This is a genomic window from Helicobacter sp. MIT 14-3879 (assembly GCF_003364125.1).
The window spans coordinates 42,823-68,340 of sequence record NZ_NXLP01000004.1 but is presented as its reverse complement, the minus strand read 5'-3'; the positions used below and the strand labels follow the sequence as shown (position 1 = coordinate 68,340).

Here is a 25,518-nt window from a genome sequence, read left to right as displayed (position 1 = left end):
ATTAAGCCTTTATGTTTGATTGTATTTTAGCTGATTTTATAGTATTTTGTAAAAGAGCACTAATTGTCATAGGTCCTACGCCACCAGGAACTGGAGTAATAAATGATGCTTTCTTGGATATTTCATTAAAATTAGCATCACCTAATATCTTATTATTTCTTTTATTAATACCAATATCAATAACAACAGCATTTTCTTTAATCATATCAGCAGTTAGGAGATTTATTTTACCAACACCAACACAAACTATATCTGCCTTTAATGTATATTGCCTTAAATCTTTAGTTAAAATATGACAAATACTAACACTAGCTCCCTCATTTAGCATCATCAATGAAAGAGGCTTGCCGACAATATTACTAGCTCCAATAATACAAACATCTCTGCCTTTAAGCGAAATATTATAATGTTTTAACAAAAGCATTATTCCAAGAGGTGTAGCAGGTAAAAAAGTATCAATATTGGCATACATTCTGCCTATATTGTATGGGTGAAATCCATCCACATCTTTATTTATATTAATACACTCTAAGATTAGATTTGTATCAATATGCTTTGGAAGTGGAAGTTGGACTAAAATACCATTAATATTTTTATCATTATTTAAAAATTCTATTTGCTTTAACAATTCATCTTGCGTGATATTCTCTGACAATCTTATTATACTTGATTTTATACCTACATTCAGACAAGCTTTTGCCTTCATATTTACATAACTGACACTAGCAGGATTTTCTCCCACTAAAACAACACAAAGAGATGGTAAGATATTATTTTCTTTTAACTTAGCAACCTCTAGTGCTAAACTTTTTTGAATTATATTACTTAAATTTTTACCATCAAGAATCGTTGCTTTATTTATCATTTAAGTCCCTAAATAACTACATAATTAACACTAAGACAAGCTTGTATTTTACTCAATTCATCCAAAGTAGAATTTGAGATATTATTATCTACAATAATCATTGCTAATGCTTCATTATTATTTCTAGCAAGCCTAAAATCCGCTATATTAATATTTGATTTCTCCATAATTTTACCAATATTACCAATTACACCAGGAACATCTGTGTTTCTAAATAAAACTATTTTACCAAGTGGTTCTATATCCATAGAAAAACCATTTATATCAACTATTCTTAATTTATCTTCATCAAAAACACAACCACTAATTGAAATGCTATTATTTGCACTAGCTGCTTCAATTGTAATTAGATTTTTATAAATACTAGCCCCTCCATCTTTTGTATTAATATTTATATTTATTCCGCGTTCTTTTGCAACAAACATTGCATTTACATAATTAATACTATCTCCTAAAGAATGCTTTAAAACCCCAAGTGTACCAAAAGTAGCTAGTGAATTTGCATATGATGCAATTTTACCACTACAAGTTATATTCAATGTTCTAATTGCACCTTTTGAAATCTGTGATATAAAAAAGCCTATTTTTTGAGAAAGTTCTAAATAAGGCTTTACAAAATAAGGTAATTCATTTTCTTTAATGGGAAGATTTAGTGCATTTGGATAGCTACTTCCTCTAGCAGCCTCTGCTGCAATAGTTGCAGCTTGAATGGATATTTTTTCTTGAGATTCTAAAGTATTTGCACCAATATGAGGTGTTACATATATATTATCTAAAGAAAGTAGAGGATTTGAATTAGAGGGTTCTTTATCAAACACATCTATCCCAAGCCACCTAATTTTTTTACTCTTTGCAGCTTCTAGTATATCTGTTTCATTATACAAACCGCCTCTAGCACAATTTATCAAAATAACGCCATCTTTCATTTTGTCTATTTCTTTTTTTGTTATGATATTTTTTGTTTCTGTATTTTTTGGAGTGTGTATAGTAATAATATCACATTTTAAAATCATATCTAAGCTTGTAGCAACTCTCACACCGGAATCTATAATGATAGATTCTTTTATATATGGGTCATATGCTATTATATCCATCTCAAAGGCTTTAGCCCTAGCAGCTACCCTAGAGCCAATATTGCCAAAACCAATAATGCCTAAAGTTTTATCTTTTAACTCTGTGCCATACCAATCTTCTCTCTTCCAAATTTTCTCATTTTTTAACTGATGATTTGCACTAGGAAAATTTCTAACAGCATTTATCATATGTGCCATAGTAAGCTCAACTGCAGCTATGGTATTTGCAGTAGGAACATTCATAACTACAATTCCTCTTTTAGAACAAGATTCTATATCAACATTATCTACACCAACACCAGCACGAACTAAAGCTTTAAGATTATAAGCAGATTGCAGGAATTTATTATCTATATCAGTAGAACTTCTAGTTATAACAACATCTGCATCGCCAATCTTACTTAAAAGCTCAATTTTGGGTAAATTAGAATAATCTAACATTTCAATATCATTTTGTTTTTTTAAAAACTCTATACCAGCATTATGTATATGGTCACAAACAATAATTTTATACTTTAACATTTCTATCCTTTTTTAATATGATAAGCAATATTGTATCTTTTTAATTCACTAATTAGATTCTGCCTCTGTTTTAGATTGATTAAAGCAACCTCTAAAGTAGCTACATTAGAGTTCTGTATATAAGTGAATTTTATATTATTGCTTTTTAAAATCTCTTTTAAACAGAATAATTTATATGAATCTAAATTTATTATTTGCAAAATATCTGTTTTATTTACATTAGAAAAATCTAAAGTGATAAAAACTTCAGGGCTAGGGTAGCTAAAATTAGGAATTTCTTTTGATGCAAGAATACTACTCCAAGTGGTAGGTTTTTTAACTTCATCTATCTTGTTTTTTTTTATATTGACACTTTCTTTAAAAGGACTTAAAAGATATGATTGCAAATCCTTTGTTGTTAATTTATTAACATAAACATTTACTGCTACAAATGCCATTAATAAAATTAATATGGATATAAAAAACAATAATATATTTGTTAATAAATTCATTTAAGCCTATCTTTTAAGATATCTCCTAAAGTCATTTTTTCATTACTATTGTAATTTTTAATTTCATCTTGCTCTTTTTTTCTTGCTAATTTTTTTACAGAAAGTCGTATCTTATTATTTTGTGTATCAATATATACAATACTTGCTTCAATACTATCACCAATTTTCAAATCATCTTTCTTTAATGGAGGCAAATCTTCATTTTTAATTAATGCATCAATATTATCTGAAATCTTAACAAATATACCAAAATTTTTTATCTCTACAATTTCACCACTAACAATATCTCCAACTTTATTTTTATTGCTAAAGGTATATACAGGGGATTCTATCATAGCTTTTCTGCTTAGAGATATTTTTTCATTCTCTTTGTCAATTTTTAAAACTTTAACTTCTATATTATCTCCTAGTTTAAGGACATTTTTGCATTTATCTTGTTTATCCCAAGATAAATCTTCATTATGCAATAATCCATCAATATTGCCAAATCTAACAAATGCACCAAAATCAGTGATTGTAGCAATATTGCCTGTTAAAATATCACCCTCTTTATATTTCTTAGTAAATTGTATAAAAGGCTTATCTACAAGTCTTTTAAGTGATACTCTTAAACGCTTTTTAGCTGGATCTAATTCTATGATTTCAACATCAATTTCTTGACCAACCTGTAAATAATCATTTGGTCTTCTAATATTTTTTTCCCAAGAAATTTCTGTAACATGCAAAAAACCCTCTATATCATTGCCAGCATCTACAAAAACACCATAAGGTTGTATGCTGCTAACTACTACCTTTATAGTATAGCCAACTTGTAAATGCTCTGTTATATCTTCCCAAGGATCTTTAATTAAAGCCTTAATAGATAGTGATAACTTAGATTTTTCTTCATCATATTTGAGAACTTTAACCTCGACTATATCACCGGTTTTATAAAGAGAAGCTGGATTTGCAAAATTTTTATGATTTATTTCACTTGAATGTACCATACCCTCAACACCATCAATATTAACAAAGATTCCAAATTGGGTTATACTAACAACCTCACCTTTAAGTGGTGTAGTAATATCTAAAATTTCTTTTATTTTTTCTTTTTTATTTTTATTTGAAATATCAAAATATTTTTTTCTAGAAGTAAAGATTCCATTGTCATTAATTTTTGTAATACAAACTCTAATAGGCTTATCAGGTATCTTTGAATCTAATTTTATAGCAGAATCTCGAATTGGTAGAAAACACTCCACATCTTCATCTATCCACCTTACAACAAAACCATTTTTATTCCTGCTAAGAATCTCTACATCTATAATCATATTAATTGCATTATTATATTTTTCTTGTATCTTTTTAATATCATTTTTAATTTTAATTTGTCTTTGTGCTTGCTTATAAGAGATTCTACCCTTGTTGTTTATAAATATATCAATTTCACTACCGACATTAAATAACAACTCGCCATTATTGTCTTTAATCTCATCAATATGCATTCTACTTTCAGCTTTACGACCAATATCAACCATAACAACATTATCATCAATTTTTATAATTTTACCTTTTTGTATGCCGCTTATGTTGCCACTATCAATATCTTTGCTTATGCTATTATCACTTTGCATAAATAATGTTTCAAATTCTTTGAAATCTTCCTTATCTTGATTGCTTAACTCAATATCATCTATTGCTATTGCCATTAAATAAACCTCACCATTTTTATAAATTAAACGCTTATTTTAAAATATTTAAGTATTATGAAGAAACTATGTCATATTGCATATAAGCTTATAAATACAATGTTATTTTATAAAACGCTTCGTATTTATACAATATTTCGTATAAAATATTTATTAATTCTTTATAAATTGTATATATAGTAATACTTAAGTAATTAATCTAAAAAAGTGGATTGATAAAATATATAAGATTCTTAAGGAGAATCTTAAAAGAATTATTTAAGTTTTGATTTAATATTTTGAACTATTTGACTAAAAGCATTTGGATTATTCATTGCCATATCTGCTAGAATCTTCCTATCTAGCTCTATATTAGCTAGCTTTAGACCATAAATAAATTTTGAATAGCTAATGTCATTTATTCTGCAAGCTGCATTAATCCTGATTATCCACAAGCGTCTAAAATCTCTTTTTTTCTGTTTTCTATCGCGGAAAGCATAATACATACTTCTTTCTAACTGCTCTTTTGCCTTTCTAAAATGCTTTCTTCTTCCGCTATAAAAACCTCTAGCTAATTTTAATATCTTTTTATGTCTTCGTCTTCTAACAACACCTGTTTTTACTCTCATTTTTTATCCTTTACCTTATAGTTTTATTTTTTAGGTGGTAGCATAAGCTTCACTTACCCATATTTATTGGGGGAATTTACAAATTAAGTTAAACACAATAACTTTTTAACCTGCTCTAAGTTACTACTATGAACATAGTGTGGGGCATTAAGACTTGCCTTTCTCTTTGGTGATTTCTTAGTTAAAATATGATTCTTAAAAGCTGAACCTCTTTTAATTAAATTTTTTTTCACCTTAAATCTTTTTGCCGCACCACGATTTGTCTTCATTTTAGGCACTACAAACTCCTTAATAATTTTATAAAAGGCAAGATTCTATCAAATAATGACAAAATATTATCTTAAAAATATATTATTAATATTTTATCTACTATGATTTAAAGATTTATAAACTTTTAAAATCTCGCAGTATTCAAAAATTTTGATTTACAATTTAATGTTTACTATAAAATTCTCTAATGATTTTCCTATCATCAAAATCAAGAATCTTATCTCCAATTATTTGATATGTTTCATCACCTTTTCCAAGCACAAGTAAAATATCATCACATTCTAATTCGCTTAGAGCTTTATGTAAAGCAATTTTACGATTAGATTCTACATAGACTTTATCTTTATCTTTAATGCCTTCCATTATATCTTGAAGTATAAAATGAGGATTTTCACTTCTAGGATTATCACTTGTTAAATATATTTTTTTTGCATAAATTGAAGCTATCTTACCCATTTCTGGACGCTTTGTCTTATCTCTATCACCACCAGCACCAAAAAGAACTTTTATTTTATTACCCAAAAATGCTTCAAACACATTCTTCATTCCATCTGGAGTATGTGCAAAATCAACTACAACTAAAGGTTTTTTATTAACAACTTCTATTCTCCCTTCCACTCCTGCAAATTCTCCTAATGCTAAAGCAATTTTATTTAATGGAATCTCACTACATAGTAACTTAACTGAAGCAATGCTAGAAATAATATTATATAAATTGTATTTTCCAATTAGATTAGATTGTATTGTTGTGCTAGAAAATTCTTTAGTTCTAAAGTCATTCCAAGATATATGTGCATTTATTTCACCCCTTAAACTATAAGCATCTACCTTTAGATTTGCATTATTTTCTATTGCATAAGTATAGGCATTTTTAACATTAAAGATAGCATTATTGCAATCTTTATTTATTAGCTTTAGCCCATCATCATTAAAAAAAGAATTTTTTACCCTTATATATTCCTCTATTGTTTTATGAAAATCTAAATGATCGCTTTCAATATTACTTAGAATCTTTAAAGAAAAACCAAGCCCTTCTATTCGATTCTGTGAAATAGCATGTGAGCTAACCTCCATAATAAAATAATCACAATTATGCTTTGATGCAATATGTATATTGTGGTATAGCTCTAGCAAGGTTGGCGTTGTAAGACCTTTTTTAGAAATCCTTATATCATTAATAAAAAATCCTCTAGTTCCACACAATGCAACTTTAAAGCCTAACGAAAGTAATATTGAATAAATACAACTAGCAGTAGTAGTTTTACCATTTGTGCCTGTTATACCTATAATCTTTGGTGTGTGGAGTAAATAGTTTTTTAATTCTAATGGAGTGACTATTTTTACATTTGCTAAATCAGAAACATATCTTTCATTTAAAGCTGTTTTTACAAAAATCACATTTTTATCTATTTCTTTAGTATTGTCTGTTAATATTTTATCTTCTAGGTTTATTATCATCTATAATCTCTTTTGCATTTACCTTATCTAGTGCTTTTTTTAGTATTGATTGAATTTTGCTATCATAAATTATTTCTTTATCTAATGTTTCAATGTATTTTATGGAAATATCAGATAAATCATTTTCAATCAAAAGTTCTAAAAATTCTATAAAATCACCTTTTTTTGTAAATACAATCCTTGTGCTAAACATTGCATATTCAAACATCTTTTTAAAATCATTACTACTTGTTATTAATTTTTTAAAATCGCTATACAAGATTCCATCTATATCATTAATTTTTGCCTCTTCAAAGTCATTTATAAACGCTGCAAAACTATTTGTATTCTTATCTAATAAGTTAATTATATTTAATATATTATCAGCAGAATCTTTTATTTTTTGAGCTTTTAGTATTTGATAATATTCAAAAATCTTTTGTGCTTGCTCTTCGTTATCACTGGCTATATCACATAATAAGATTCCAATCTTTGCCTCTTTAGAATCTGTATTATTTATAATAACCTCATTATATAAATTCATTGCAATATCATATTGTTGGTTTAAAAATGCTCTCTTTGCTTTTGATAAAATATATACTATTTTTTTAGATGTAATCTTATCATTTGAAAAATTTGATTTTTTTGCAACATCATTCTTTAAAACTTTCTTTGACAAAACATTCCCTTTAATTATATTTTATGCTTTAATTAATGCTTATTACCTCTAATTCAGGATGTATATCATTTCTTAATGCCTTCTCAATACCATTTTTAAGTGTTACATTACTACTAGGACAACCTTTACAAGCACCCTCTAATCTTACAAAAACCTTGCCACCTTTAATTTCAACCAATGAAATGTTACCGCCATCAAGTAAAATAGAAGGTCTAAGCTTATCTAACACACTCTCAACAGGCTCTATTAATTCCTCATCACTAAACATCATCATAACAACACCTTTATAATTATTATTTTAAGATTCTAGCATAAAACTATATAGAGCTATTAAACCTCTATATCTAATAATACACTATCTCCACCATAATTATTAATATGACTTTTCTTAACTTTTTCTTTATTTAAAGCAGAATCTTCTTTATCATCTTTATCTTGTTTTTTATTTGAAGAATCTTTATTAATAACTTCAACTCCTTGTGTAGGGCGAACTTCTATATTTTCTTTTACTTTATCATTAAAATCTTGCATATTAATTACACTTTGAATATTTGGATGATTTAGGTTATTTGCCTGAATTTGAGAATTAAGTGTAACATTTTGATTAATGTGAGTAATATTTCCTATTTGAGATATTGCCATAACTACCTCCTTATAGTTATTTTTTAATATATAGTGTAGAATAGTTACTATATACTACATTTGCTCCTTCTTTGATCTTTACAAACTTTCTTTTTGTATAATCGACTAAAAAATTACCACTATTAATCTTCAATAATCCAACTAATATTTCACCTGCTTTATAAATAATATCATCTTTTGGAATATTTTTTGAAGAATGTATTATCAAATGTGATGAGGGAATATCTCTAATATGCATCCAAATATCATCTGCTTTAGCATCTTTTAATAAGGCTATATTTTCTAACTTATTTTTACCAATTGAAACTTTTATATTTTCTATAAAATAACTCTCATATTTTGCCTTTATTGTATCCTTAAAGCTATGTTTATTTTTTTGTGTGATAATCTTAATATCTGATAAATTTTTAGTGTTGTTAATAAAAGATATTTTAGATTCCAAAAATGCTATATTTTGAGAAATATTTTGTATTTGAATAGAAATATTAGTTGCTTTTGCCATTAATTTCTTTGCCTTTGTAAAAAACTCATTTATCAAAGATTTATTAGGATTTATATCATCAAATACATTAAATATTAAAACATCTCCATTATAATCTTGTAATTCTATTTTGTTATTTATTATTTTTGATTCTTTATTATTTTGGAGTAATTCTCCAATTCTTACATAATTATTAGCTCTATTAATTAAATCATCTCTATTAGCTAAAGTGTTTAATAAAGCTTGTAATTTTTGTATTTTTAAATTTATAGAATCTATTGCTATAATTTTAGTTTCTTTTAGATTCTGCTCTAATTTTAATTTATGACTTATGTATAAGAAATCTAAAATGTTACTTTCTAGTTTTATTTCCTTAGGTTTATAATTTTGCTGTGGTAATGGAGAAAGCTTTATTCCATTTTTAATAATCCTGCTATTTTGAGTAATCTTACGCAAGGATTCTAATATTATAAAATTAGAATCCACAATAATTGCGTTTGTATATTTTCCTGTAAATTCCAAAATTAATATTACATTTAAAACTTTATATTGCAAACTTTTAGTTAAATATAATCTAAGGATTCTATTATTACCATCAATATTGCAATCTATAATATCTGCTTTAAAGCAGTATTTTTGAAGTGCAAAGTCAAACGGTGCTTTGTAAAATTTAGTAGCAAAATTATAACTATCATTGCAAAATATATTACTTTTGCCCTTATTTAAATCAATATAAAAAATCTGTTTATCTAAAATAAGTTTTATTAAATTATCATTAATTCTTAAAATATGGCTAATTTTTTTATAGGTTTTAAATAAATTAGCAACCTCTTGTAATACAAATAAATTCATAAATGCTGCAATTTCTCTCTTGCAAATGATATTGCCTCACTAGTTATATTTGCACCACTTATCATTCTTGCTATTTCTTGGATTCTTCCTTCTTTATCAAGCAAAGTAATTTTGCTTCCATTATTGCTCTTTTGTATTAAATAATGATTTGTTGCAAAGCAAGGCATATGGGATTGATGACTAATTGCAAAAATTTGATAATCCCTTGATAAAAGTGCTAAAACCTGTGCCACACCCTCGCTCTCACTACCACTTAAATTTGCATCAATCTCATCCAAAATCAAAATACCACTTTGTTTTGAATAATCAATCTCTAAGCAAAGAATAGCAAGTTTTAAACGATTAAACTCACCACTAGAAAATGTATTAGAATTTCCAAGCATAATTTCTAATAAATCATAGCCATTATTTCCTAAATCTATCTTCTCTAGCTTTAATCTAGGGGTATTTAACATTAATTTTTTACAATAATTTTCTAAACTTTTTATAAAAGATTCTAAATATTTTTCTCTCCACTCTCTTATTTGCTCTGCCTTAGTATATATGCTTTTACTTATATAATCTAGCTCTTTTTGAATGGAAGCTTTATTAAAAGAAATATTATTATAATGTTCCAAATCTATTTTTTTCTTTGCTAAATATTCTAGCGACCCTTCTATACTGCCATATTTATGTATAATATTACTTAATAACTCTAAACGATTTAATATATTTTCTATATCATCTTCATTAATACTTTCTAGTTTCTCTTCTTCTTGTTGTATTATCACTTCAATATCATTTAAAGTCTCTTCAAAAATTTCCTTATTTTTATCAATAGAGTTTAGAAAATTAATCAATTCTGCCATTCCATTAATAATTGGCTTTAAAGAAGAAATTTTTTCTAAAATCTTTTCTTTCTTAGATAAATCTTTTTTAACTTGCATTAATTCATCGTATTCACCAATCTTTGGATTTACAAGCTCTATTTGAGAAATCTCAAACATAGTAAATTCTCTCAATTCAATAATATTTTTTTCTTCATCCTCTAATCTTTCTAATTCAGCCTTATATTTAATAAAAGATTTGTAGTCATTGTTATAGGAATCTAATAAAATTCTAAATTCATCTTCTTTAATAGAAGAATCCAATATTTTTAATAAATTTTCATTGCTTAATTCATTAATAGAATGGGAACTTATATATTTAACATAGTTTCCAAATAAATCTTTTGCTCTCTTTTTAGAAAAAACTTGATTATTTATAAAATACTTTGTTTTATCTTTTTTAACAATACTTAAAACTAAATCATCATTATCAAATATACCAATATCTTCTAAATTAATACTACTATGCCCAAAACTCGCCTCAATTAAACTTGCATTAGCATCTCTTAAACCAAAGAGTGCCAAAATACTCTCCATCAATACAGACTTTCCACTCCCACTCACTCCACTAAAAACATTAAATCCTTTGCTAGGATTAATAACAACCTCATTAAAAGCAATAGAATCCTTAATTAAAAGTCTATTAATCATTAATCCTATAAACCCCAACCAAATTTTTCTCTTAAAACTTCAAAATAATCTCTTTGTTTATCATAAATCAATAAAGCACTTTTCTTTGATGCAAAAACTTTTAAAGTGTCAAATTTGTTAAAATTAATTATATCTTGCCCATCTATTATAATGCTAGCCATGCAATTATCAACACTAAATTCCAAATTAAACTCATCATTTAATATTAATGGTTTTTGTGTAAGCGAATGAGCACAAATAGGTGTTAGAAGAATATTTCTATTATAAGGATATACAATTGCCCCTCCTGCACTAATATTATATGCACTAGAGCCTGTTGGTGTGCCAATAATTAAGCCATCACTAAGGTAAGTATTAAAATATTTGCCATTAATCTTTGAAATTATTTTTATCATACCAGAGACAATTTGTCTTGAGATTAAAAACTCATTAACACAAAATAACTTTTTAGTTACATTATTTGAAACAAATTCACCCTCTAATAGCATATGTGAATACATAGAATAATCATTATTTTTTAACTTCATAAGAAAGCTATCAATCTCATTTAATTTAACAGAAGTCAAAAAGCCAAGTCTTCCCATATTTATTCCAAAAATAGGCTTATTATAAGATATAGAACGTCTAATTAATGATATTAAAGTCCCATCTCCACCAATACTAACTAAAACATCACTCCATTCACAAAGCTCATTAAAACTAAGCCCCTCATTTACATTAATGGAGTGAGATTTATCAATCTCTACATAAATATCATATTTTTGTGCAACTTTTTTAAATGTAAGATAAGAATCATATAAACTTAAAGTAGATGGGCGTAAAATAACGCCTATCTTATTAATGTCTAACATTATTTTTGTAAATAATAAGCTTTTATTTGAAAGCCTCTTTTATTATTTTCCTGAATGCTGGGACCCTCAAATACTGCTATATTTGAATGACCTCTAGTAATCACACTAATAGCCTCTCTTGCCCTAAATGATGCTAAACCCTCTTGCTTTAACTCAGCAGAAGGTCCAGAATAAGGATTACTATCTACAATACCGCTAACCTCTAGTGCAATTAATTCTGTATTATCACTAATTAGTTTTTGGACTGCCACAGAAATATCATTTTCACATTGCTGTGGCATTTTCCATTTGCCATTTCTTAAATTTGTGCAAAAGAAAATATCTGCATTATTTGGCTTTATTGTATATTTTAAACTAGAAATTGTATTAACACTTGTTTGTTGAGGAACTTGAGATATATCTTGAACCGTATCCTCAATCACTGGATTATTAGCCTCTGTAATACTTGGTATATTTTGTTCTTGTATTACATTAGTTTGTGCAATTTGATCTTGTGTATTAACTTGATCTTGTCTATTATTAGATTGTTCTAAAACTTCTGTCTGTGTATTTGGGACTTGTATTTCATTTATTGCTGGAATATCTACATCATCATAGGTAGTTTGACTTGGATTATAAAAAAATAAGTAAGTAATTAATGCTAATATTCCCACCATTAGTATAATTATCACTAAAATCATAATTGCTTTTTTATTTTCACCATTTATTGTTGTTATTCTATTTAATATACTCATCAATATGCCTCTATATAAATTTTTAATTTCAAATTCTAGCAAAATTTAACTTGCAATTTCAAAATTACTCTTAATAATATCAAATGCTTCTTTTAACTCTATAAACTTAGTATTATAAGCCTGAATTATATCATTATTTTTCCCAAAAACTTTATCTGGGTGATATTGTTTAACAAGCTCTAAATATTTAGCCCTAATATCAAAAAAACTATCTGTATAATTGCAGCCAAGTATATTGTATGCTTTATGAATATTTTGTTCTTTAAGCGTTAGGTAAGAGATACCTCCTTTATCTTTTTTATCTCTCTTAAAACTATTATAATCAAACTCTATTCTTACATTATGAATTATCTTATTACCTATAATATTCATTATAGATACCCAAAACTGACTATTATTTGTATCTAAATATATATGATTTAAATCACTGCTTATAGTTATATTTGATAATAAAGCCCCTAAATAACGCTTTGCTATATGATTTGGTTTATCAAGTATAAGGACTGCACGATTAAGCCCTAACATTTTAAATGAGATTCTAATACATTCTAAAAGTGCATTTGTAGAAATTATCTTAATTCTAATTGGAAGATAACTCATAGAAAGTATGGAATCTAATGTGCTAATTTGTTCTACTTCAATAATTTGAGATTGCATAGATGAATGATAAGCCCAAGTTATCATATAATCTTTTTTAAATCTTTCCCCATCATCTAAAATTAAAATAGAGCTAGATAGATGATAATGTTTTTGAAAATATTTTGTAGCATATTTTAACAATTTTGGTAATAAAGGGTTATATTCTTCAATGCTTATTTGCACAAATCTACTAAATGCTTCAACTCTCAAACTATATTCCTAAAATTTAAGTTAAATATTTTTAAAGCAAAGTTTATTCCAAAAAGTCTATAATTAAAAACTTTATTTTACTTAGGCTTTATTTTATGGATTTAATAATACTTTCAATTTATGGCATAATTGCTGGAGTTTTAGCTGGGATCTTTGGTATAGGTGGTGGAACAATAATAGTTCCTGCAATGATGTTTTTTGGTTTTGATATAAAAAATGCCATAGGAATATCTGTAATGCAGATGATTTTTTCTTCAGTCTATGGTTCATATTTAAACTTAAAAGCAAAATTGCTAAATATTAAAATAGCAATATTTGTAGCATTGGGCGGGCTTTGTGGTGCTGCATTTAGTGGTCTTATTGTAGATTCCCTAAAACCACTATATTTAGAATTATCATTTATATTACTTTGTATTTACTCACTCTACAAAAGTATTGCAAAGAAAAAAGCTGCTACAAATAAGGCTAATTCAAAAAATCCTATAATATTTTTATTTATCATTGGTTTTATAACAGGAATCTTTGCAATATCACTTGGTATTGGTGGAGGGCTAATAATTGTCCCTGCCATTAGCTATGCTCTAGGTCTTAGCACAAAACAAGCAGTGCCTATATCATTGTTTTTTGTAATATTCTCTTCATTTTCTGGCTTTATTAGTCTAGCAGCTCATAACTATGTAAATTACAAAGAAGGCATAATCGTTGGAATATTTTCACTTATTGGAGTATATTTTGGAGTAAAGCTAAATAAATTAATATCTCCAAAAGTACATAAAATAGCTATAATTGGATTATATGTATTAGTTTTAATTGTAATGATTAAAAATGTTGTATTTCAATATATGTTAAATGGTTAAAAGCTAGTGTTTATATAATTTTATGTAATTTATAAAATTATTAAATAGTTAATCCTATTGGTGCCGAGGGTCGGACTCGAACCGACACAGGATTGCTCCTACTAGATTTTGAGTCTAGCGCGTCTACCAATTTCACCACCCCGGCTTAAATTGCTTATGGTGCGGTTAGCGAGACTCGAACTCGCACGAGCTGCCTCACCACCCCCTCAAGATGGCGTGTCTACCAATTTCACCATAACCGCAAATCCTAGAACTTTTTAAAAAAGTTCTAGTAAAAAAATTATTTTAAAAGAGGATTAAAATAAAGAACAATAAGAGCAACGATAAATGTATATATTACTTGAGCCTCTATCAATGCTATTGCAATAAACATTGTAGTAGTTAATTTTCCACCAACTCCCGGATTCCTAGCTATACCAGATATGGCTGCACCAGCTACATTACCCATACCAATAGCACCACCAAGTGCTGCAATACCAAGGCCTACAACAGCACCAATAGCCGAATAAGCTTTAATTAAATAAACACCACTTACACTACCATCTTGTGCAAAAGCAATACCTGCAAATGCCAAAAACACTAAAAATATCTTTTTCATTCTTTCTCCAAATTATTAATTTCAAAGCAAACTAAGTTCGGTTATGTATCCCTACTGATAAGAGCCTTGATATGAGTATTATTACTAACTTTAAATAAAATCTAACTTATAAATAATTCTATTTTGTCATTATTAATTGCAACAACTTCAACACTCAAAATATCCCCTTCTTTATAATCTGATAAATTAATATTATTTTTTAGTAATTTTGAATTATGAATTAATCCATCTATTCCATCTTTTATCTCTACAAACATGCCAAAATCAACAATTCTCTTAATTTTTCCATTAAATTTATCACCTACATTTATAGAATCTAAATTTATATTAACAATAGATAAAATGTATTCTTTTGCATTAAGAAGATTCTGTTTTGAAATGCTAGATAATCTGACAATACCACTATCTTTAGCAATATCTATATTTATATTAAATTTATCTATAATATTTTTTATATTTTTTCCACCATGCCCTATAACGCTTGGTATCTTATTTATTGGAATGCAAAAACTCTCAACTTGTGGAATATTATCTCCTAAAATTATATTGTCTCTAGCTTTAACCATAAGTGATAATATTTTTAATCTAGCTTCTCTTGCTTTCAACAAAGCATCTTTTAAAATATTAATATCAATATCATTAATTTTTATATCCATTTGAAGAGCAGTAATCCCAACCTCATTACCTGCAACTTTAAAATCCATATCACCATCATAATCTTCAATTCCCATAATATCTGTTAATATCTTATAATTTTTACCATCTTTTACAAGACCCATAGCAATTCCAGCCACTAGGAATAACGGTTTAATCCCTGCACTATATAAACTCAATGAACCTCCACAAACACTTGCCATTGATGAACTTCCATTACTCTCTAAAACTTCAGATACTATTCTAATAGCTCTGTTATCATTTTTAATACTAGATTCTAATGCCCTCCTAGCTAAATTGCCATGACCTAACTCCCTTCTACTAGGAGATGTAATAGGATAAGCTTCACCTGTGCTAAAAGAAGGAAAATTATAGTGAAATAAAAAACTATTTTTTAATACACTTTTAGAATTTAGCATTTCATATGATTGCATATCATTATCTCCACCTATAGTGCATACTGCCAAAACTTGTGTTTCTCCTCTTGTAAAAAGAGTGCTTCCGTGAGCACTTGGAAGGATATTTGTTAAAATACTAATATCTCTTATTTCATCAAGCCCCCTGCCATCAAGCCTCTTTTCTTCTAATAGAATCTTATTTCTAATAAAATTTCTTTTAAATTTTACTATTGCAACTTCTAAACCTAATTCATCAAATGTATTTTCTGCTATAATTTTCTCTTTTATATTATCTAGCATTGTATTGTTTTCGCTCTTTGACATAGCTACAAAACAAGATTCTAACTCATTTTTATATTTTGTTGATATAGTATTAAAAATATCACTAGAATATTCTTTGTTATATTGTAGAATCTTTGGTGGCTTAATATGGTCTTTTAAATACCTTTCATAAATATATGAAGTAGTTTTAATATGATTTTTAGCAAGTTCTAAAACCTCTAGCAATTTATCTTCACAAAGACTTTCATTATTACTTTTAAATTCAATCATGAATATATTATCACCCTCCCCAGAGATATATAAATCAATATCAGATTCTTGTAATAAATCTAGTGTTGGATTGATAATAAGTTCATTTTTAATCAATCCTACACGAAGACTATTAACAGCTACATTTATAGGTATATCAGATATATACAGGGCGAGAGAGGCAGCATTTAGTGCTAAAACCTGTAAGTCTAACTCCCTATCAATACTTAATACAAAAATAGTAATTTGAATAGGATAACAAAACCCCTTTGGAAAAAGTGGGCGAAGACTTCTATCAATTAATCTAGAAGTTAAAACTTCAAATTCATTTGGTTTTCCTTCTCTTTTAATATATCCTCCCGGAAACTTAGCATTTGCATAGCTTTTTTCTAAATATTGAACTGTTAGTGGTAAAAAATCTCCCTCTACACTCTTAGAATCTATTACTACACTTGAGAGTAAAACTGCCTTTCCTTTTTTATAAAGTATAGACCCATTTGCTTGTCTTGCAACCTCATCAATACAAATAATTTCACCACTATCTTCTATTTTTATTTCCATTTTACTTTCCTTTTATAACTTATTATTTTGTATTAGAGATTTATTTAGCATATCAAATATTAAATTAGAATCCAAATTATTATATTCTTCATAATAATATTTTGTGCTTACAAAATGTCTTGGTATATATACACTATAAACCATATCAGCACTAGTTTCTAGCATTTCTGCAACATCATAGCTTACAACAGGTGTTGCCACTATAATAGTGCTTGCTAGTTTTTTAGCACAAGTCTTAATTGCAACACGCATTGTAAGTCCTGTTTCAATGCCATCATCAATGATAATAACATTTTTTCTGCTAAGAGAGCTAATAATCTCTCCTTTCCTAAATTTATAGATATTTTGCAATATCTTTTCCTCATATTTCCTTTGTGCTTCCCCATAAATAAAATCATAAGTTATATCAAAAGAATTAACTAAAGTTTCATTTATCATTATATCCATACTTTCACTTACTATTGCAACTTCACACTCACTATTTTTAGGTGCTAAAATTGGTTCTGTAAAGAGAAAATCAAGTGCTAAATTATATCTATTTGATATTTCATAGGCTAATAGCAATCCTCCCTCACTAATTGCTATTAGAATAGTATTTGGCTTTTTTAGCTCTTGGGTGGGAATTATATCAAGTAGTTTATTTAATGCATCAATCCTATCTTTAAATTTCACATAACTTTTATCTATCATAACTATCCCTTTACTTAAATCTATAAGATAATGCTGTCGCTGTAACAGGGACAAATCTAAATTCTAAACTAACATACCTATTAACTATTGCCCTTGTTCCACTTGTTGTTAAAATAGGAGTAATTTCATTTGCAAATTTTAACCCTATACCAAAACATCTAATATCTTTTGAAATTATTAGATTCCAATCCCTTAAATATCCTTTACTAAAATCATATCCTATATCTCCATAAAGTGCAAAATAATTAAAATCATGGCTTAATCTAACTCTCAAAAAATTTGCTGTTGTATCAACACAAGTCTTATTGTCATAAATAGAGCATTTTTTATCAATATTATTAAATTTTCTTTTTAAATAATATGTTAAAAGCCCTCTAAAATAACCATAAGTTGTGCTTATAGATAGTGAAACCTCCTCTATTGACTTATTTTTATAGGAATAATAAAATGTATTGGAAATACTAATATTACTAATTGGCGAGAATCCAACTTCATTTCTAAGGCTATCAAACCTATTTTCTTTATCTTGTAAATTAATATTTTGATACATACGATGATATAATAATTCCACATTCTCCAAACCAAAGAAGTATTGTGAAAAATTAATCTGAATAGATGGTTGTGTTTCTGAATAGATATTATTATTTCCAAAAGAATCTCTAATCTCTGGTATTAATGCTTCATTTGGTTTGAATATATGATTTTTATCTTCTGCATAATTATAAAGCTTACTTGAAAAATCTACCTTAAAACTCATAGAATGAAACACTTTATCATATTGTTTTGCAATATCTGAACCTAAGGAAAATCCATAATTAGTTGAAAAATATGTGCTATTTTTACCTTGTAAATTAGCTAATCTCTCTGTCCTATTTAAAGTAATAATTCCAGCATTTACATTCAAAGATGTTCCAAAAGTTAAGTAATTTGCCAATAAAGGCATACTAAAATATATTGGCACTCTTACGCTATTATCAAAATATCCAAAACCTTTATATCTTAAAATACTCTTTGTATTTACATCAACAGAATATGTAATATTTTTAATATCTGTTTGTTCTAAAAATTTATGGTATTGAAATTGTGGTATTGTATGGAAAGTATTTTCATTTGTTGGAGATTGCAAATCTAAGAAATATTTAAAATATAGTCCAAAATAATGATCATCTTTTGTGCCAAAAAAGTTTGCTTTTGAAGTTTGGATTCTATTTTCTATATCTTTATTTTTAGCATTTTGCAATCTAATATAATCTAAATCATTCATAAATCTAAAATCTAAATAAATCCCATCACTATAACCTTTAAAAAACCTACTTAAAATATTTCTTCGCTTATGCTTAAAGTCAAATCCATAGATAGTTTGGTTTTTAACACTATTTCTTCTAATATATTTTTTAAAATTATTAAATATACCAAAATTAAACTCAAAAAGTTCATTATAAGTATCTACAAATCTTAATTGTGTGTTAAGTCCATATCCTCTACTAGTTCTAATTTGAGGGCTAAAAGTCATATCCCAAAAATCTTGTAAGGCAAGAAAAAATGGTTGAATATAAACAAAACCCTCTAGCGATGAGGAAGTAAATTCTGGATATAAAAAACCTGTTGTTCTGTTATTTTTAGTGGAAATAAAAATATATGGAAAATAAAACACAGGAATATCTTTAATATATATTCTTGGATTCCAAATTCCTGCAACATAATTATCTTGGTTATAAGTTCCTGAAGTTCCTTCAATACGCCAAATAGGGTCTCCAATATCACAACTAGAGACAACAATATCTCTAAATTCATATTCTTTCTCTTTACTCTTTGCCATTGATGCACTAATCCAAACACCACTTGAGCTATCTTGCATATAAAATGGTTCTACAATAGAATAGTTATCATCAAATTTAATATTTGCCTTTTGAGTGCTAAAATATAAATTACCATCTTTGTAAAACTTTGCATTACCATTGATTTGCGCTTCTCTTGTTTGAGTATTATATTTAATATAATCTGCCAAAACATAGATATTTTGACTAATCATTACAGCATTCCCTGTAGCTATTACAATCTTATAATCAATGGAATCTACATTATCAGCAAATAATTCAAAAACCCTATTGTTATCTCTATCAAACTCTTTTATTCCTTCTTCTGCAAAAACCAAAGACAAAAATAGCAAAAAAAAGAGCAGCCTTAACATTAATCTTGTAAATCTTGTGGAATACTCACATCAATAACTATGCTATTTATTAGCATATCATGTAAGCCTCTCCTAAATTTATCTGATAGTATAAATATAAAGGGAATATATAAGAGAAATTCTGATGATATTATTCTAAATACTGAACGAATTATAGATTCTAAGATATTTGGCTTATCTAAAGTATCTACTTTGATAATTTTAATCTTACAAATTATTTTTCCAATACTAGCACCATAAATTGCAGTAAAAAAACTATGATAAATGATTCTAAAACATACTATATATATAAAAATATTTGACATAAGATGGATGATTTTAGCAACATCACCATTAAATTCTGAAATTTGATTATAAAATGCTATAAAAATAATTAAAGCAACTACAATATCATCAATAATAAAAGCTGAAAATCTCTTATTATTTGATGCAAGCGTTAATCCCTCTCTATCCAAAGTCTCTAAAATATCCATTTTCTACACTTCATTATAAATTTTACTTATTTTTTTTAAATATTTAATGCTCTAAAGGCAATATCATTTCTTTTTTGAGCACCATTAAAGCTAATATTTTTGCATAAATTATAGGCATTATCTTTAGCTTCTTTTATATTATCTCCGATTCCAATAGAAACAAAAACTCTTCCACCACTTGCATAAATATTAGAATTTATATTACTAACACCTGCAAAAGATATATGACTTGCTTGATTTGAGGTATAATTTATATCATTAAAAACTACCTTTTCATTTGCTTTTGAAGAATATGGATAATCCTTTGAAGCTACTACAACACCAACGCAGTATTTATCTAAAACCTCATATTTAAAATCTTTAAGATTTCCATCAATAGCAGCATTTAGTATATCAAGCAAAGGAGTTTTTAAAAGTGGCAATATTACTTCACATTCTGGATCGCCAAAACGAACATTAAATTCTAAAACAAATGGTTTATTATCTACAACCATAATCCCGCAGAATAAAACACCTTTAAACTCCCTTCCTTCATTTCTCATAGCCTTTAGTGTCGGAGATATAATAGTATCTTTTATTTTAGTTAATAATTCATCATTGCAAAGCGTAGTTGGGCTATATGCACCCATACCACCTGTGTTTGGACCTAAATCATTATCTAACAATCTTTTATGATCTTGTGCAACAGGTAATAATATAAAATCTTCTCCATCGCATATAGCAAAAACAGATAACTCAAATCCATCTAAATACTCTTCTATAACAACACTCTTACCAGCTTCACCAAAAAGTTTTCCACTAAGCATATTTTCTAAAGTCTCTTTAGCCTCTAGTTTATTATTTAAGATAACTACACCCTTGCCTCCACATAAACCATCAGCTTTTAAAACAATATTTTGTGTAGTAATAGAATCTATAAAATCTAGCAATATATCTTTATTATTACCTTGTATTGAATTTGCAGTTGGTATATTATATCTATGAAGAAAATTTTTCATAAATATTTTAGAGCTTTCTAAAATAGATGCTCCTTTACTAGGGGCAAAAACTCTAATATTAGCTTTCATTAAATCATCGCTTAAACCTTCAACTAAAGGCTGTTCTGGTCCAATAATAACTAAGGAAATTTGTTTATCTATACAAAAAGCAACTATATTTTTATTACCTTTTATATCAATATTTTTACCTATCAATAAGCTAGCTCCATTTCCTGGACAAAAGTAAATATTACTTATTCTTTTATCATTTAATAAGCTAAGCCCTATACTATATTCTCTAGCTCCACTTCCAATTATTAAAATATCCAATCTTTAGCCTTTATAAAAATGATTAAGCCCAAGCGAGCGTTACTTGAATTGTCTAGCCCCTTTAGATACTAAACAAAAGATTCTAAGCATCTACGTAGGTGGCAAATCCTAAATATCTAATATTTAATAACAGAAACACCAACACATGTAAATGACTACACGAATCTAAAATATATTTTATCGGACTTATCAATTATTATAGAAACACGCTTCACTCAGGCTATAATAAAAATACCTTTAATAATATAAAATTATTTTGATTGTCTATACAATGGGTGCTGGTAATCATTTCTTTCACAAGCACTAAAACCAAACAACACAAACAACCCAATAAAAATACAAAAAAATAATCTTAAAAAAATCATTATTGACCAACAAAGCCTATAATAGCCATAGGGGATGCATCACCTTTTCTATTTTGCACTCTATGAATAGAAGTATATCCTCCACTCCTAGAAGAAAACCTTGGTGCTATTTCTGTAACTAATTTCTTAGTGGCAGATTTATCTTGCAATTTTGCAAAAACTTGTCTATGAGCATTACTATCACCTACTTTAGCCTGTGTAATTAGTTTTTCTATATGTGATTGCAATTCTTTAGATTTAAAAAGGCCTGTTTTAATTTTTTCATATTTAATAAGAGAAATTGATAGATTCTTCAGCAATGCTTTTCTATGAGATGAAGTTCTACCAAGTTTTCTGTAATCATTAGAATGTCTCATACTATTTCCTTTTACTTATTAAGTTTTTTATATAACATTTCTTTTACATTATTTGGTAATTTTGAACCAATTTGATAGCCAATTTCTTTTACTTTATCAACAATTTCATCATATGATCTTTTACCAAGATTTTTAATTGATTTTAATTCGCTCTCTTCCATTAACACCAATTCTCCAATATATTTCAACCCTTTTTTATCAAGACAATTAGAACATCTTGCACTAAAATTTAATACATCTAATTTTTGAAATAAAATTTTATTTTCGTTAGATTCTGGCTCAGTATCATTATTAGAAACACTTGTTATTTTTAACTCTGATTTAAAAATACTCATTTGACTATCCATAATCTGCATAGCATTTTTAAAAGCATCAATAGCACTAATTCTACCATCAGTTTCTATATCAAAAATAACTTTTTCAAATGTAGGGTCATCTTTAACTAACACATTCTCGATTTCATAAACTACGCTTTTAACAGGAGTAAAATATGCATCAACAGGTATAAAAGTATCTAAAATGATACTCCTAATATCCTCACTTGAGACATACCCTATACCTTTATTAATAATCAAAGAAAACTCAATTTTTGCATCATCATTTATAGTCGCTAAATAAACATCTGGATTTATTACATCAACTTCATCATTTTTAAGGTCAGAGCCAAACAAAACCTTTTCGCCAGAAAATGAGTAATTTACAACAATTTGAGTTTGTTCTGTATTTTTTATAACAAATTGTAACTTTCTAAGGTTAATTACAAACAATGAAACATCTTCTGTAATACCCCTTATAGAATCAAACTCGTGAGTAACGCCATTTATTTTAACGCCAACAATAGCATATCCAATTGAGCTAGACATAAGCAGTCGTCTTATAGGATGTGCTATTGTTATTCCATATCCTGTTTCAAACGGATATGCAGATATCCTAGCTTTATTTGGTTCTATTTGCTGCACATCAATATTTGTGGGAACAAAAGGGAAAGTTTTAATAGTTTTCATTCAATACCATCCAATAAAATTATTTAGAATACAATTCGACGATTAATCTCTCTTCGATAGGTATTACAACCTCATCTCTATTTGGTAATCTTGTAAATATACCAAATAGTTTAGCCTCATCTACATCTACCCAAGGAACAATTCCTGTTTGCTTAGTAAGCTCTAATGAACGAATAATTTGCTTATTATTAGCACTTTTTTCTCTTATACTTACTTTTTGTCCTGCTTTTAGGAGGTAAGAAGGTATATTAACTTTTTTGCCATCCACTAATATATGTCCATGTGTTACTAGCTGACGAGCAAATCTTCTTGTAGAAGCAAATCCCATTCTATAAACAACATTATCCAATCTTTGTTCTAGCAATCTTACTAGATTTTCTCCAGTATTACCTCCTAGTCTATGTGCTTCATTAAATACCATTCTAAATTGACGCTCTGAAATACCATACATAAATTTAGCTTTTTGTTTTTCTCTCAACTGAAGACCATATTCAGAAATTTTACCACCACTTTGACCATGCTGACCAGGTCCATATTTTCTTGAATTTAAAGCACATTTACCAGCTAATCTTCTTTCACCTTTCATATCAAGGCTAATGCCAAATCTTCGTTCAATTTTTTCTACAGGTCCTGTATATCGTGCCATATTTTCTCCTTACACTCTTCTTCTTTTAGGCGGTCTGCAGCCATTATGTGGCAATGGTGTTACATCTTTTAACCATAAAACCTTTATACCTTCAACTGAACCAACACTCTTAACAGCAGTCTCTCTACCACTACCGGGCCCTTGAACCTTAATTCCTACTTCCTTAATTCCATACTCTTTTGCTTTCATTAGAGCAGATTCTACTGATTGCTGTGCTGCATACGGAGTTGATTTTTTAGACCCCTTAAAACCTAATGCTCCTGCTGTACTCCAACATAAAACATTACCCATTTCATCTGTAATAGTTACAGAAGTATTATTAAAGGTAGCAGAAATATGAACTATACCTTTAGCTATATTTTTTTTTATAGCTTTTTTTCTTAAATTAGTCGATTTTGTAGCCATTATATCCTCCTACTTACTACCTATTGTCTTTCTTTTACCTTTCCTTGTCCGTGCATTATTTTTTGTAGTTTGTCCGCGAACAGGAAGCCCTTTTCTATGTCTAATACCTCTGTAATTACCTATTTCCATTAAAGCTTTTATATCCATTGTAACTTTTTTTCTTAAATCACCTTCGACTATGTAATCTTCTTGAATCTTTTTAGTAATCAATGAGACTTCATCTTCGCTGAGATCATTAACTCGCTTATCAAAAGATATATTTATAGCTTGCAAAATATCTCTTGCACTTTTAAGCCCAATACCATAAATATAAGTAAGAGCATACTCTACTCTTTTCTTTTTTGGCAAATCTACACCAGCAATTCTAGCCATTTCTTATCCTTTATCCTTGTCTTTGTTTATGTTTTGGAGTTACACATATCACACGAATAACACCTTTTCTTTTTATTATCTTACATTTATCGCACATTTTTTTAACAGATGGTCTAACCTTCATTATTTCTCCTTATAAATTGATAAAATTCTTATTAATTTTTTTGATTGCTCTCTTTAAAGATAATAAAAGCTGATATTCTATATTTTTTTACTTTAAAAACTACTTATATTTTTCATCTAATTTTTTCTGTATTTCAATTAATTCTGGTTCTTTTTGGATATCTTCTGCTTTATATCTTAGAGTAATTCTACCCTTATCTATACTATATGGAGTTAGCTCTATTTTGACTATATCTCCTGTTAGAATCCTAATATAGTGCATTCTAAGCTTACCTGCAATATGACATAAAACTATATAATCATTCTCTAAACCTACTCTAAAAGTAGCATTTGGCAATACTTCTACAACTTTACCATATATCTCTATAACATCATCTTTAACTTTTTTCTTTTTATTTTCTCTATCTTCCCTTCTATCTTTTGCCATT

28 protein-coding genes, 2 tRNA genes and 1 pseudogene are annotated in these 25,518 nt (G+C 27.5%); 1 reads left to right on the top strand and 30 read right to left on the bottom strand.

The window, feature by feature from the left end:
* Nucleotide 1 precedes the first annotated feature (1 nt).
* From CQA44_RS04350 to CQA44_RS04280, 15 genes are all read right to left on the bottom strand, one after another.
* Nucleotides 2-865, bottom strand: a complete 864-nt coding sequence (locus CQA44_RS04350) for a bifunctional 5,10-methylenetetrahydrofolate dehydrogenase/5,10-methenyltetrahydrofolate cyclohydrolase (protein ID WP_115546068.1) — start codon at nt 863-865, stop codon at nt 2-4.
* 8 nt (nt 866-873) lie between these two features.
* Entirely contained in the window at nt 874-2,460 is a 1,587-nt protein-coding gene (gene serA, locus CQA44_RS04345) for a phosphoglycerate dehydrogenase (RefSeq protein WP_115546067.1), read from the bottom strand.
* Between the two features lie 2 nt (nt 2,461-2,462).
* Nucleotides 2,463-2,951, bottom strand: coding sequence for a hypothetical protein (locus CQA44_RS04340; RefSeq protein WP_115546066.1), 489 nt, complete (start codon nt 2,949-2,951; stop codon nt 2,463-2,465).
* Nucleotides 2,948-4,639, bottom strand: coding sequence for a S1 RNA-binding domain-containing protein (locus CQA44_RS04335; RefSeq protein ID WP_115546065.1), 1,692 nt, complete (start codon nt 4,637-4,639; stop codon nt 2,948-2,950). The genes CQA44_RS04340 and CQA44_RS04335 overlap by 4 nt, the downstream gene beginning before the upstream one ends.
* A gap of 254 nt (nt 4,640-4,893) precedes the next feature.
* Nucleotides 4,894-5,247, bottom strand: coding sequence for a 50S ribosomal protein L20 (gene rplT, locus CQA44_RS04330; protein ID WP_115546064.1), 354 nt, complete (start codon nt 5,245-5,247; stop codon nt 4,894-4,896).
* Between the two features lie 83 nt (nt 5,248-5,330).
* Entirely contained in the window at nt 5,331-5,525 is a 195-nt protein-coding gene (rpmI, locus tag CQA44_RS04325; RefSeq protein ID WP_115546063.1) for a 50S ribosomal protein L35, read from the bottom strand.
* Between the two features lie 154 nt (nt 5,526-5,679).
* A complete protein-coding gene (locus CQA44_RS04320) occupies nt 5,680-6,975 on the bottom strand; it encodes a UDP-N-acetylmuramoyl-L-alanyl-D-glutamate--2,6-diaminopimelate ligase (protein ID WP_115546062.1) in 1,296 nt (431 codons plus the stop codon).
* Nucleotides 6,953-7,633 carry a hypothetical protein gene (locus CQA44_RS04315; RefSeq protein WP_115546061.1) on the bottom strand — a complete coding sequence of 227 codons (681 nt, stop codon included), beginning with the start codon at nt 7,631-7,633 and terminating at the stop codon, nt 6,953-6,955. Before CQA44_RS04315 ends, CQA44_RS04320 begins: the two co-directional genes overlap by 23 nt.
* Nucleotides 7,634-7,661: 28 nt before the next feature.
* On the bottom strand, nt 7,662-7,907 hold the full coding sequence (locus CQA44_RS04310) for a NifU family protein (RefSeq protein ID WP_115546060.1): 246 nt from the start codon (nt 7,905-7,907) through the stop codon (nt 7,662-7,664).
* 56 nt (nt 7,908-7,963) lie between these two features.
* Nucleotides 7,964-8,275, bottom strand: a complete 312-nt coding sequence (locus tag CQA44_RS04305) for a hypothetical protein (protein WP_115546059.1) — start codon at nt 8,273-8,275, stop codon at nt 7,964-7,966.
* Between the two features lie 16 nt (nt 8,276-8,291).
* Nucleotides 8,292-9,608 (bottom strand): NFACT family protein, encoded by a 1,317-nt coding sequence (locus CQA44_RS04300; protein WP_115546058.1) that lies wholly within the window; start codon nt 9,606-9,608, stop codon nt 8,292-8,294.
* A complete protein-coding gene (locus CQA44_RS04295) occupies nt 9,605-11,125 on the bottom strand; it encodes a DNA recombination protein RecN (RefSeq protein ID WP_115546057.1) in 1,521 nt (506 codons plus the stop codon). The genes CQA44_RS04300 and CQA44_RS04295 overlap by 4 nt, the downstream gene beginning before the upstream one ends.
* Nucleotides 11,126-11,130: 5 nt before the next feature.
* Nucleotides 11,131-11,976 carry an NAD(+)/NADH kinase gene (locus tag CQA44_RS04290; RefSeq protein ID WP_115546056.1) on the bottom strand — a complete coding sequence of 282 codons (846 nt, stop codon included), beginning with the start codon at nt 11,974-11,976 and terminating at the stop codon, nt 11,131-11,133.
* Entirely contained in the window at nt 11,976-12,710 is a 735-nt protein-coding gene (locus CQA44_RS04285; protein WP_115546055.1) for a hypothetical protein, read from the bottom strand. Before CQA44_RS04285 ends, CQA44_RS04290 begins: the two co-directional genes overlap by 1 nt.
* 45 nt (nt 12,711-12,755) lie before the next feature.
* The gene (locus tag CQA44_RS04280; RefSeq protein ID WP_115546054.1) at nt 12,756-13,559 is read right to left on the bottom strand and encodes a J domain-containing protein; all 804 of its coding nucleotides are present in this window, start codon (nt 13,557-13,559) and stop codon (nt 12,756-12,758) included.
* Nucleotides 13,560-13,654: 95 nt separating this feature from the next.
* On the opposite strand from CQA44_RS04280, the gene CQA44_RS04275 reads away from it, so the two are divergent.
* Complete coding sequence (locus tag CQA44_RS04275; protein WP_115546053.1) at nt 13,655-14,416, top strand: sulfite exporter TauE/SafE family protein; 762 nt, start codon at nt 13,655-13,657, stop codon at nt 14,414-14,416.
* A gap of 58 nt (nt 14,417-14,474) precedes the next feature.
* Here the strand turns inward: CQA44_RS04275 and CQA44_RS04270 are convergent.
* The 15 genes and pseudogenes from CQA44_RS04270 to infA all read right to left on the bottom strand — a co-directional run.
* Nucleotides 14,475-14,561 (bottom strand) — tRNA-Leu (locus tag CQA44_RS04270).
* Between the two features lie 12 nt (nt 14,562-14,573).
* Nucleotides 14,574-14,658, bottom strand: a tRNA-Leu gene (locus tag CQA44_RS04265).
* A gap of 38 nt (nt 14,659-14,696) precedes the next feature.
* Nucleotides 14,697-15,014 carry a F0F1 ATP synthase subunit C gene (locus CQA44_RS04260; protein ID WP_115546052.1) on the bottom strand — a complete coding sequence of 106 codons (318 nt, stop codon included), beginning with the start codon at nt 15,012-15,014 and terminating at the stop codon, nt 14,697-14,699.
* A gap of 101 nt (nt 15,015-15,115) precedes the next feature.
* Nucleotides 15,116-17,158, bottom strand: coding sequence for a polyribonucleotide nucleotidyltransferase (locus tag CQA44_RS04255; RefSeq protein WP_115546051.1), 2,043 nt, complete (start codon nt 17,156-17,158; stop codon nt 15,116-15,118).
* Between the two features lie 12 nt (nt 17,159-17,170).
* Nucleotides 17,171-17,848: a phosphoribosyltransferase gene (locus CQA44_RS04250; RefSeq protein WP_115546050.1), complete on the bottom strand. Its 678-nt coding sequence runs from the start codon at nt 17,846-17,848 to the stop codon at nt 17,171-17,173.
* Between the two features lie 10 nt (nt 17,849-17,858).
* Entirely contained in the window at nt 17,859-20,018 is a 2,160-nt protein-coding gene (locus tag CQA44_RS04245) for an LPS-assembly protein LptD (RefSeq protein ID WP_147289747.1), read from the bottom strand.
* Nucleotides 20,019-20,038: 20 nt separating this feature from the next.
* A complete protein-coding gene (locus CQA44_RS04240) occupies nt 20,039-20,512 on the bottom strand; it encodes an RDD family protein (RefSeq protein ID WP_115546048.1) in 474 nt (157 codons plus the stop codon).
* 35 nt (nt 20,513-20,547) lie between these two features.
* Nucleotides 20,548-21,819 carry a phosphoribosylamine--glycine ligase gene (gene purD, locus CQA44_RS04235; protein WP_115546047.1) on the bottom strand — a complete coding sequence of 424 codons (1,272 nt, stop codon included), beginning with the start codon at nt 21,817-21,819 and terminating at the stop codon, nt 20,548-20,550.
* A 364-nt stretch (nt 21,820-22,183) separates the two neighbouring features.
* On the bottom strand, nt 22,184-22,540 hold the full coding sequence (gene rplQ / locus CQA44_RS04230) for a 50S ribosomal protein L17 (protein WP_115546046.1): 357 nt from the start codon (nt 22,538-22,540) through the stop codon (nt 22,184-22,186).
* 11 nt (nt 22,541-22,551) lie between these two features.
* Nucleotides 22,552-23,544: a DNA-directed RNA polymerase subunit alpha gene (locus tag CQA44_RS04225; RefSeq protein ID WP_115546045.1), complete on the bottom strand. Its 993-nt coding sequence runs from the start codon at nt 23,542-23,544 to the stop codon at nt 22,552-22,554.
* A 19-nt stretch (nt 23,545-23,563) separates the two neighbouring features.
* Complete coding sequence (gene rpsD / locus CQA44_RS04220) at nt 23,564-24,190, bottom strand: 30S ribosomal protein S4 (protein ID WP_115546044.1); 627 nt, start codon at nt 24,188-24,190, stop codon at nt 23,564-23,566.
* A gap of 9 nt (nt 24,191-24,199) precedes the next feature.
* On the bottom strand, nt 24,200-24,595 hold the full coding sequence (gene rpsK, locus CQA44_RS04215) for a 30S ribosomal protein S11 (protein WP_115546043.1): 396 nt from the start codon (nt 24,593-24,595) through the stop codon (nt 24,200-24,202).
* A gap of 9 nt (nt 24,596-24,604) precedes the next feature.
* Nucleotides 24,605-24,967 (bottom strand): 30S ribosomal protein S13, encoded by a 363-nt coding sequence (rpsM, locus tag CQA44_RS04210; protein ID WP_115546042.1) that lies wholly within the window; start codon nt 24,965-24,967, stop codon nt 24,605-24,607.
* A 10-nt stretch (nt 24,968-24,977) separates the two neighbouring features.
* Entirely contained in the window at nt 24,978-25,091 is a 114-nt protein-coding gene (rpmJ, locus tag CQA44_RS04205; RefSeq protein ID WP_112060632.1) for a 50S ribosomal protein L36, read from the bottom strand.
* A gap of 168 nt (nt 25,092-25,259) precedes the next feature.
* A pseudogene (gene infA, locus CQA44_RS04200) lies at nt 25,260-25,517 on the bottom strand (translation initiation factor IF-1); the annotation flags it as partial.
* Nucleotide 25,518 lies beyond the last annotated feature (1 nt).

Coding starts and splice junctions, on each gene's coding strand:
- CQA44_RS04350 (WP_115546068.1), bottom strand. CDS start 865: ATGATAAATAAAGCAACGATTCTTGATGGTAAAAATTTAAGTAATATA.
- serA (WP_115546067.1), bottom strand. CDS start 2,460: ATGTTAAAGTATAAAATTATTGTTTGTGACCATATACATAATGCTGGT.
- CQA44_RS04340 (WP_115546066.1), bottom strand. CDS start 2,951: ATGAATTTATTAACAAATATATTATTGTTTTTTATATCCATATTAATT.
- CQA44_RS04335 (WP_115546065.1), bottom strand. CDS start 4,639: ATGGCAATAGCAATAGATGATATTGAGTTAAGCAATCAAGATAAGGAA.
- rplT (WP_115546064.1), bottom strand. CDS start 5,247: ATGAGAGTAAAAACAGGTGTTGTTAGAAGACGAAGACATAAAAAGATA.
- CQA44_RS04320 (WP_115546062.1), bottom strand. CDS start 6,975: ATGATAATAAACCTAGAAGATAAAATATTAACAGACAATACTAAAGAA.
- CQA44_RS04310 (WP_115546060.1), bottom strand. CDS start 7,907: ATGATGATGTTTAGTGATGAGGAATTAATAGAGCCTGTTGAGAGTGTG.
- CQA44_RS04305 (WP_115546059.1), bottom strand. CDS start 8,275: ATGGCAATATCTCAAATAGGAAATATTACTCACATTAATCAAAATGTT.
- CQA44_RS04300 (WP_115546058.1), bottom strand. CDS start 9,608: ATGAATTTATTTGTATTACAAGAGGTTGCTAATTTATTTAAAACCTAT.
- CQA44_RS04295 (WP_115546057.1), bottom strand. CDS start 11,125: ATGATTAATAGACTTTTAATTAAGGATTCTATTGCTTTTAATGAGGTT.
- CQA44_RS04290 (WP_115546056.1), bottom strand. CDS start 11,976: ATGTTAGACATTAATAAGATAGGCGTTATTTTACGCCCATCTACTTTA.
- CQA44_RS04285 (WP_115546055.1), bottom strand. CDS start 12,710: ATGAGTATATTAAATAGAATAACAACAATAAATGGTGAAAATAAAAAA.
- CQA44_RS04275 (WP_115546053.1), top strand. CDS start 13,655: ATGGATTTAATAATACTTTCAATTTATGGCATAATTGCTGGAGTTTTA.
- CQA44_RS04260 (WP_115546052.1), bottom strand. CDS start 15,014: ATGAAAAAGATATTTTTAGTGTTTTTGGCATTTGCAGGTATTGCTTTT.
- CQA44_RS04255 (WP_115546051.1), bottom strand. CDS start 17,158: ATGGAAATAAAAATAGAAGATAGTGGTGAAATTATTTGTATTGATGAG.
- CQA44_RS04250 (WP_115546050.1), bottom strand. CDS start 17,848: ATGATAGATAAAAGTTATGTGAAATTTAAAGATAGGATTGATGCATTA.
- CQA44_RS04240 (WP_115546048.1), bottom strand. CDS start 20,512: ATGGATATTTTAGAGACTTTGGATAGAGAGGGATTAACGCTTGCATCA.
- rplQ (WP_115546046.1), bottom strand. CDS start 22,540: ATGAGACATTCTAATGATTACAGAAAACTTGGTAGAACTTCATCTCAT.
- CQA44_RS04225 (WP_115546045.1), bottom strand. CDS start 23,544: ATGAAAACTATTAAAACTTTCCCTTTTGTTCCCACAAATATTGATGTG.
- rpsD (WP_115546044.1), bottom strand. CDS start 24,190: ATGGCACGATATACAGGACCTGTAGAAAAAATTGAACGAAGATTTGGC.
- rpsK (WP_115546043.1), bottom strand. CDS start 24,595: ATGGCTACAAAATCGACTAATTTAAGAAAAAAAGCTATAAAAAAAAAT.
- rpsM (WP_115546042.1), bottom strand. CDS start 24,967: ATGGCTAGAATTGCTGGTGTAGATTTGCCAAAAAAGAAAAGAGTAGAG.
- rpmJ (WP_112060632.1), bottom strand. CDS start 25,091: ATGAAGGTTAGACCATCTGTTAAAAAAATGTGCGATAAATGTAAGATA.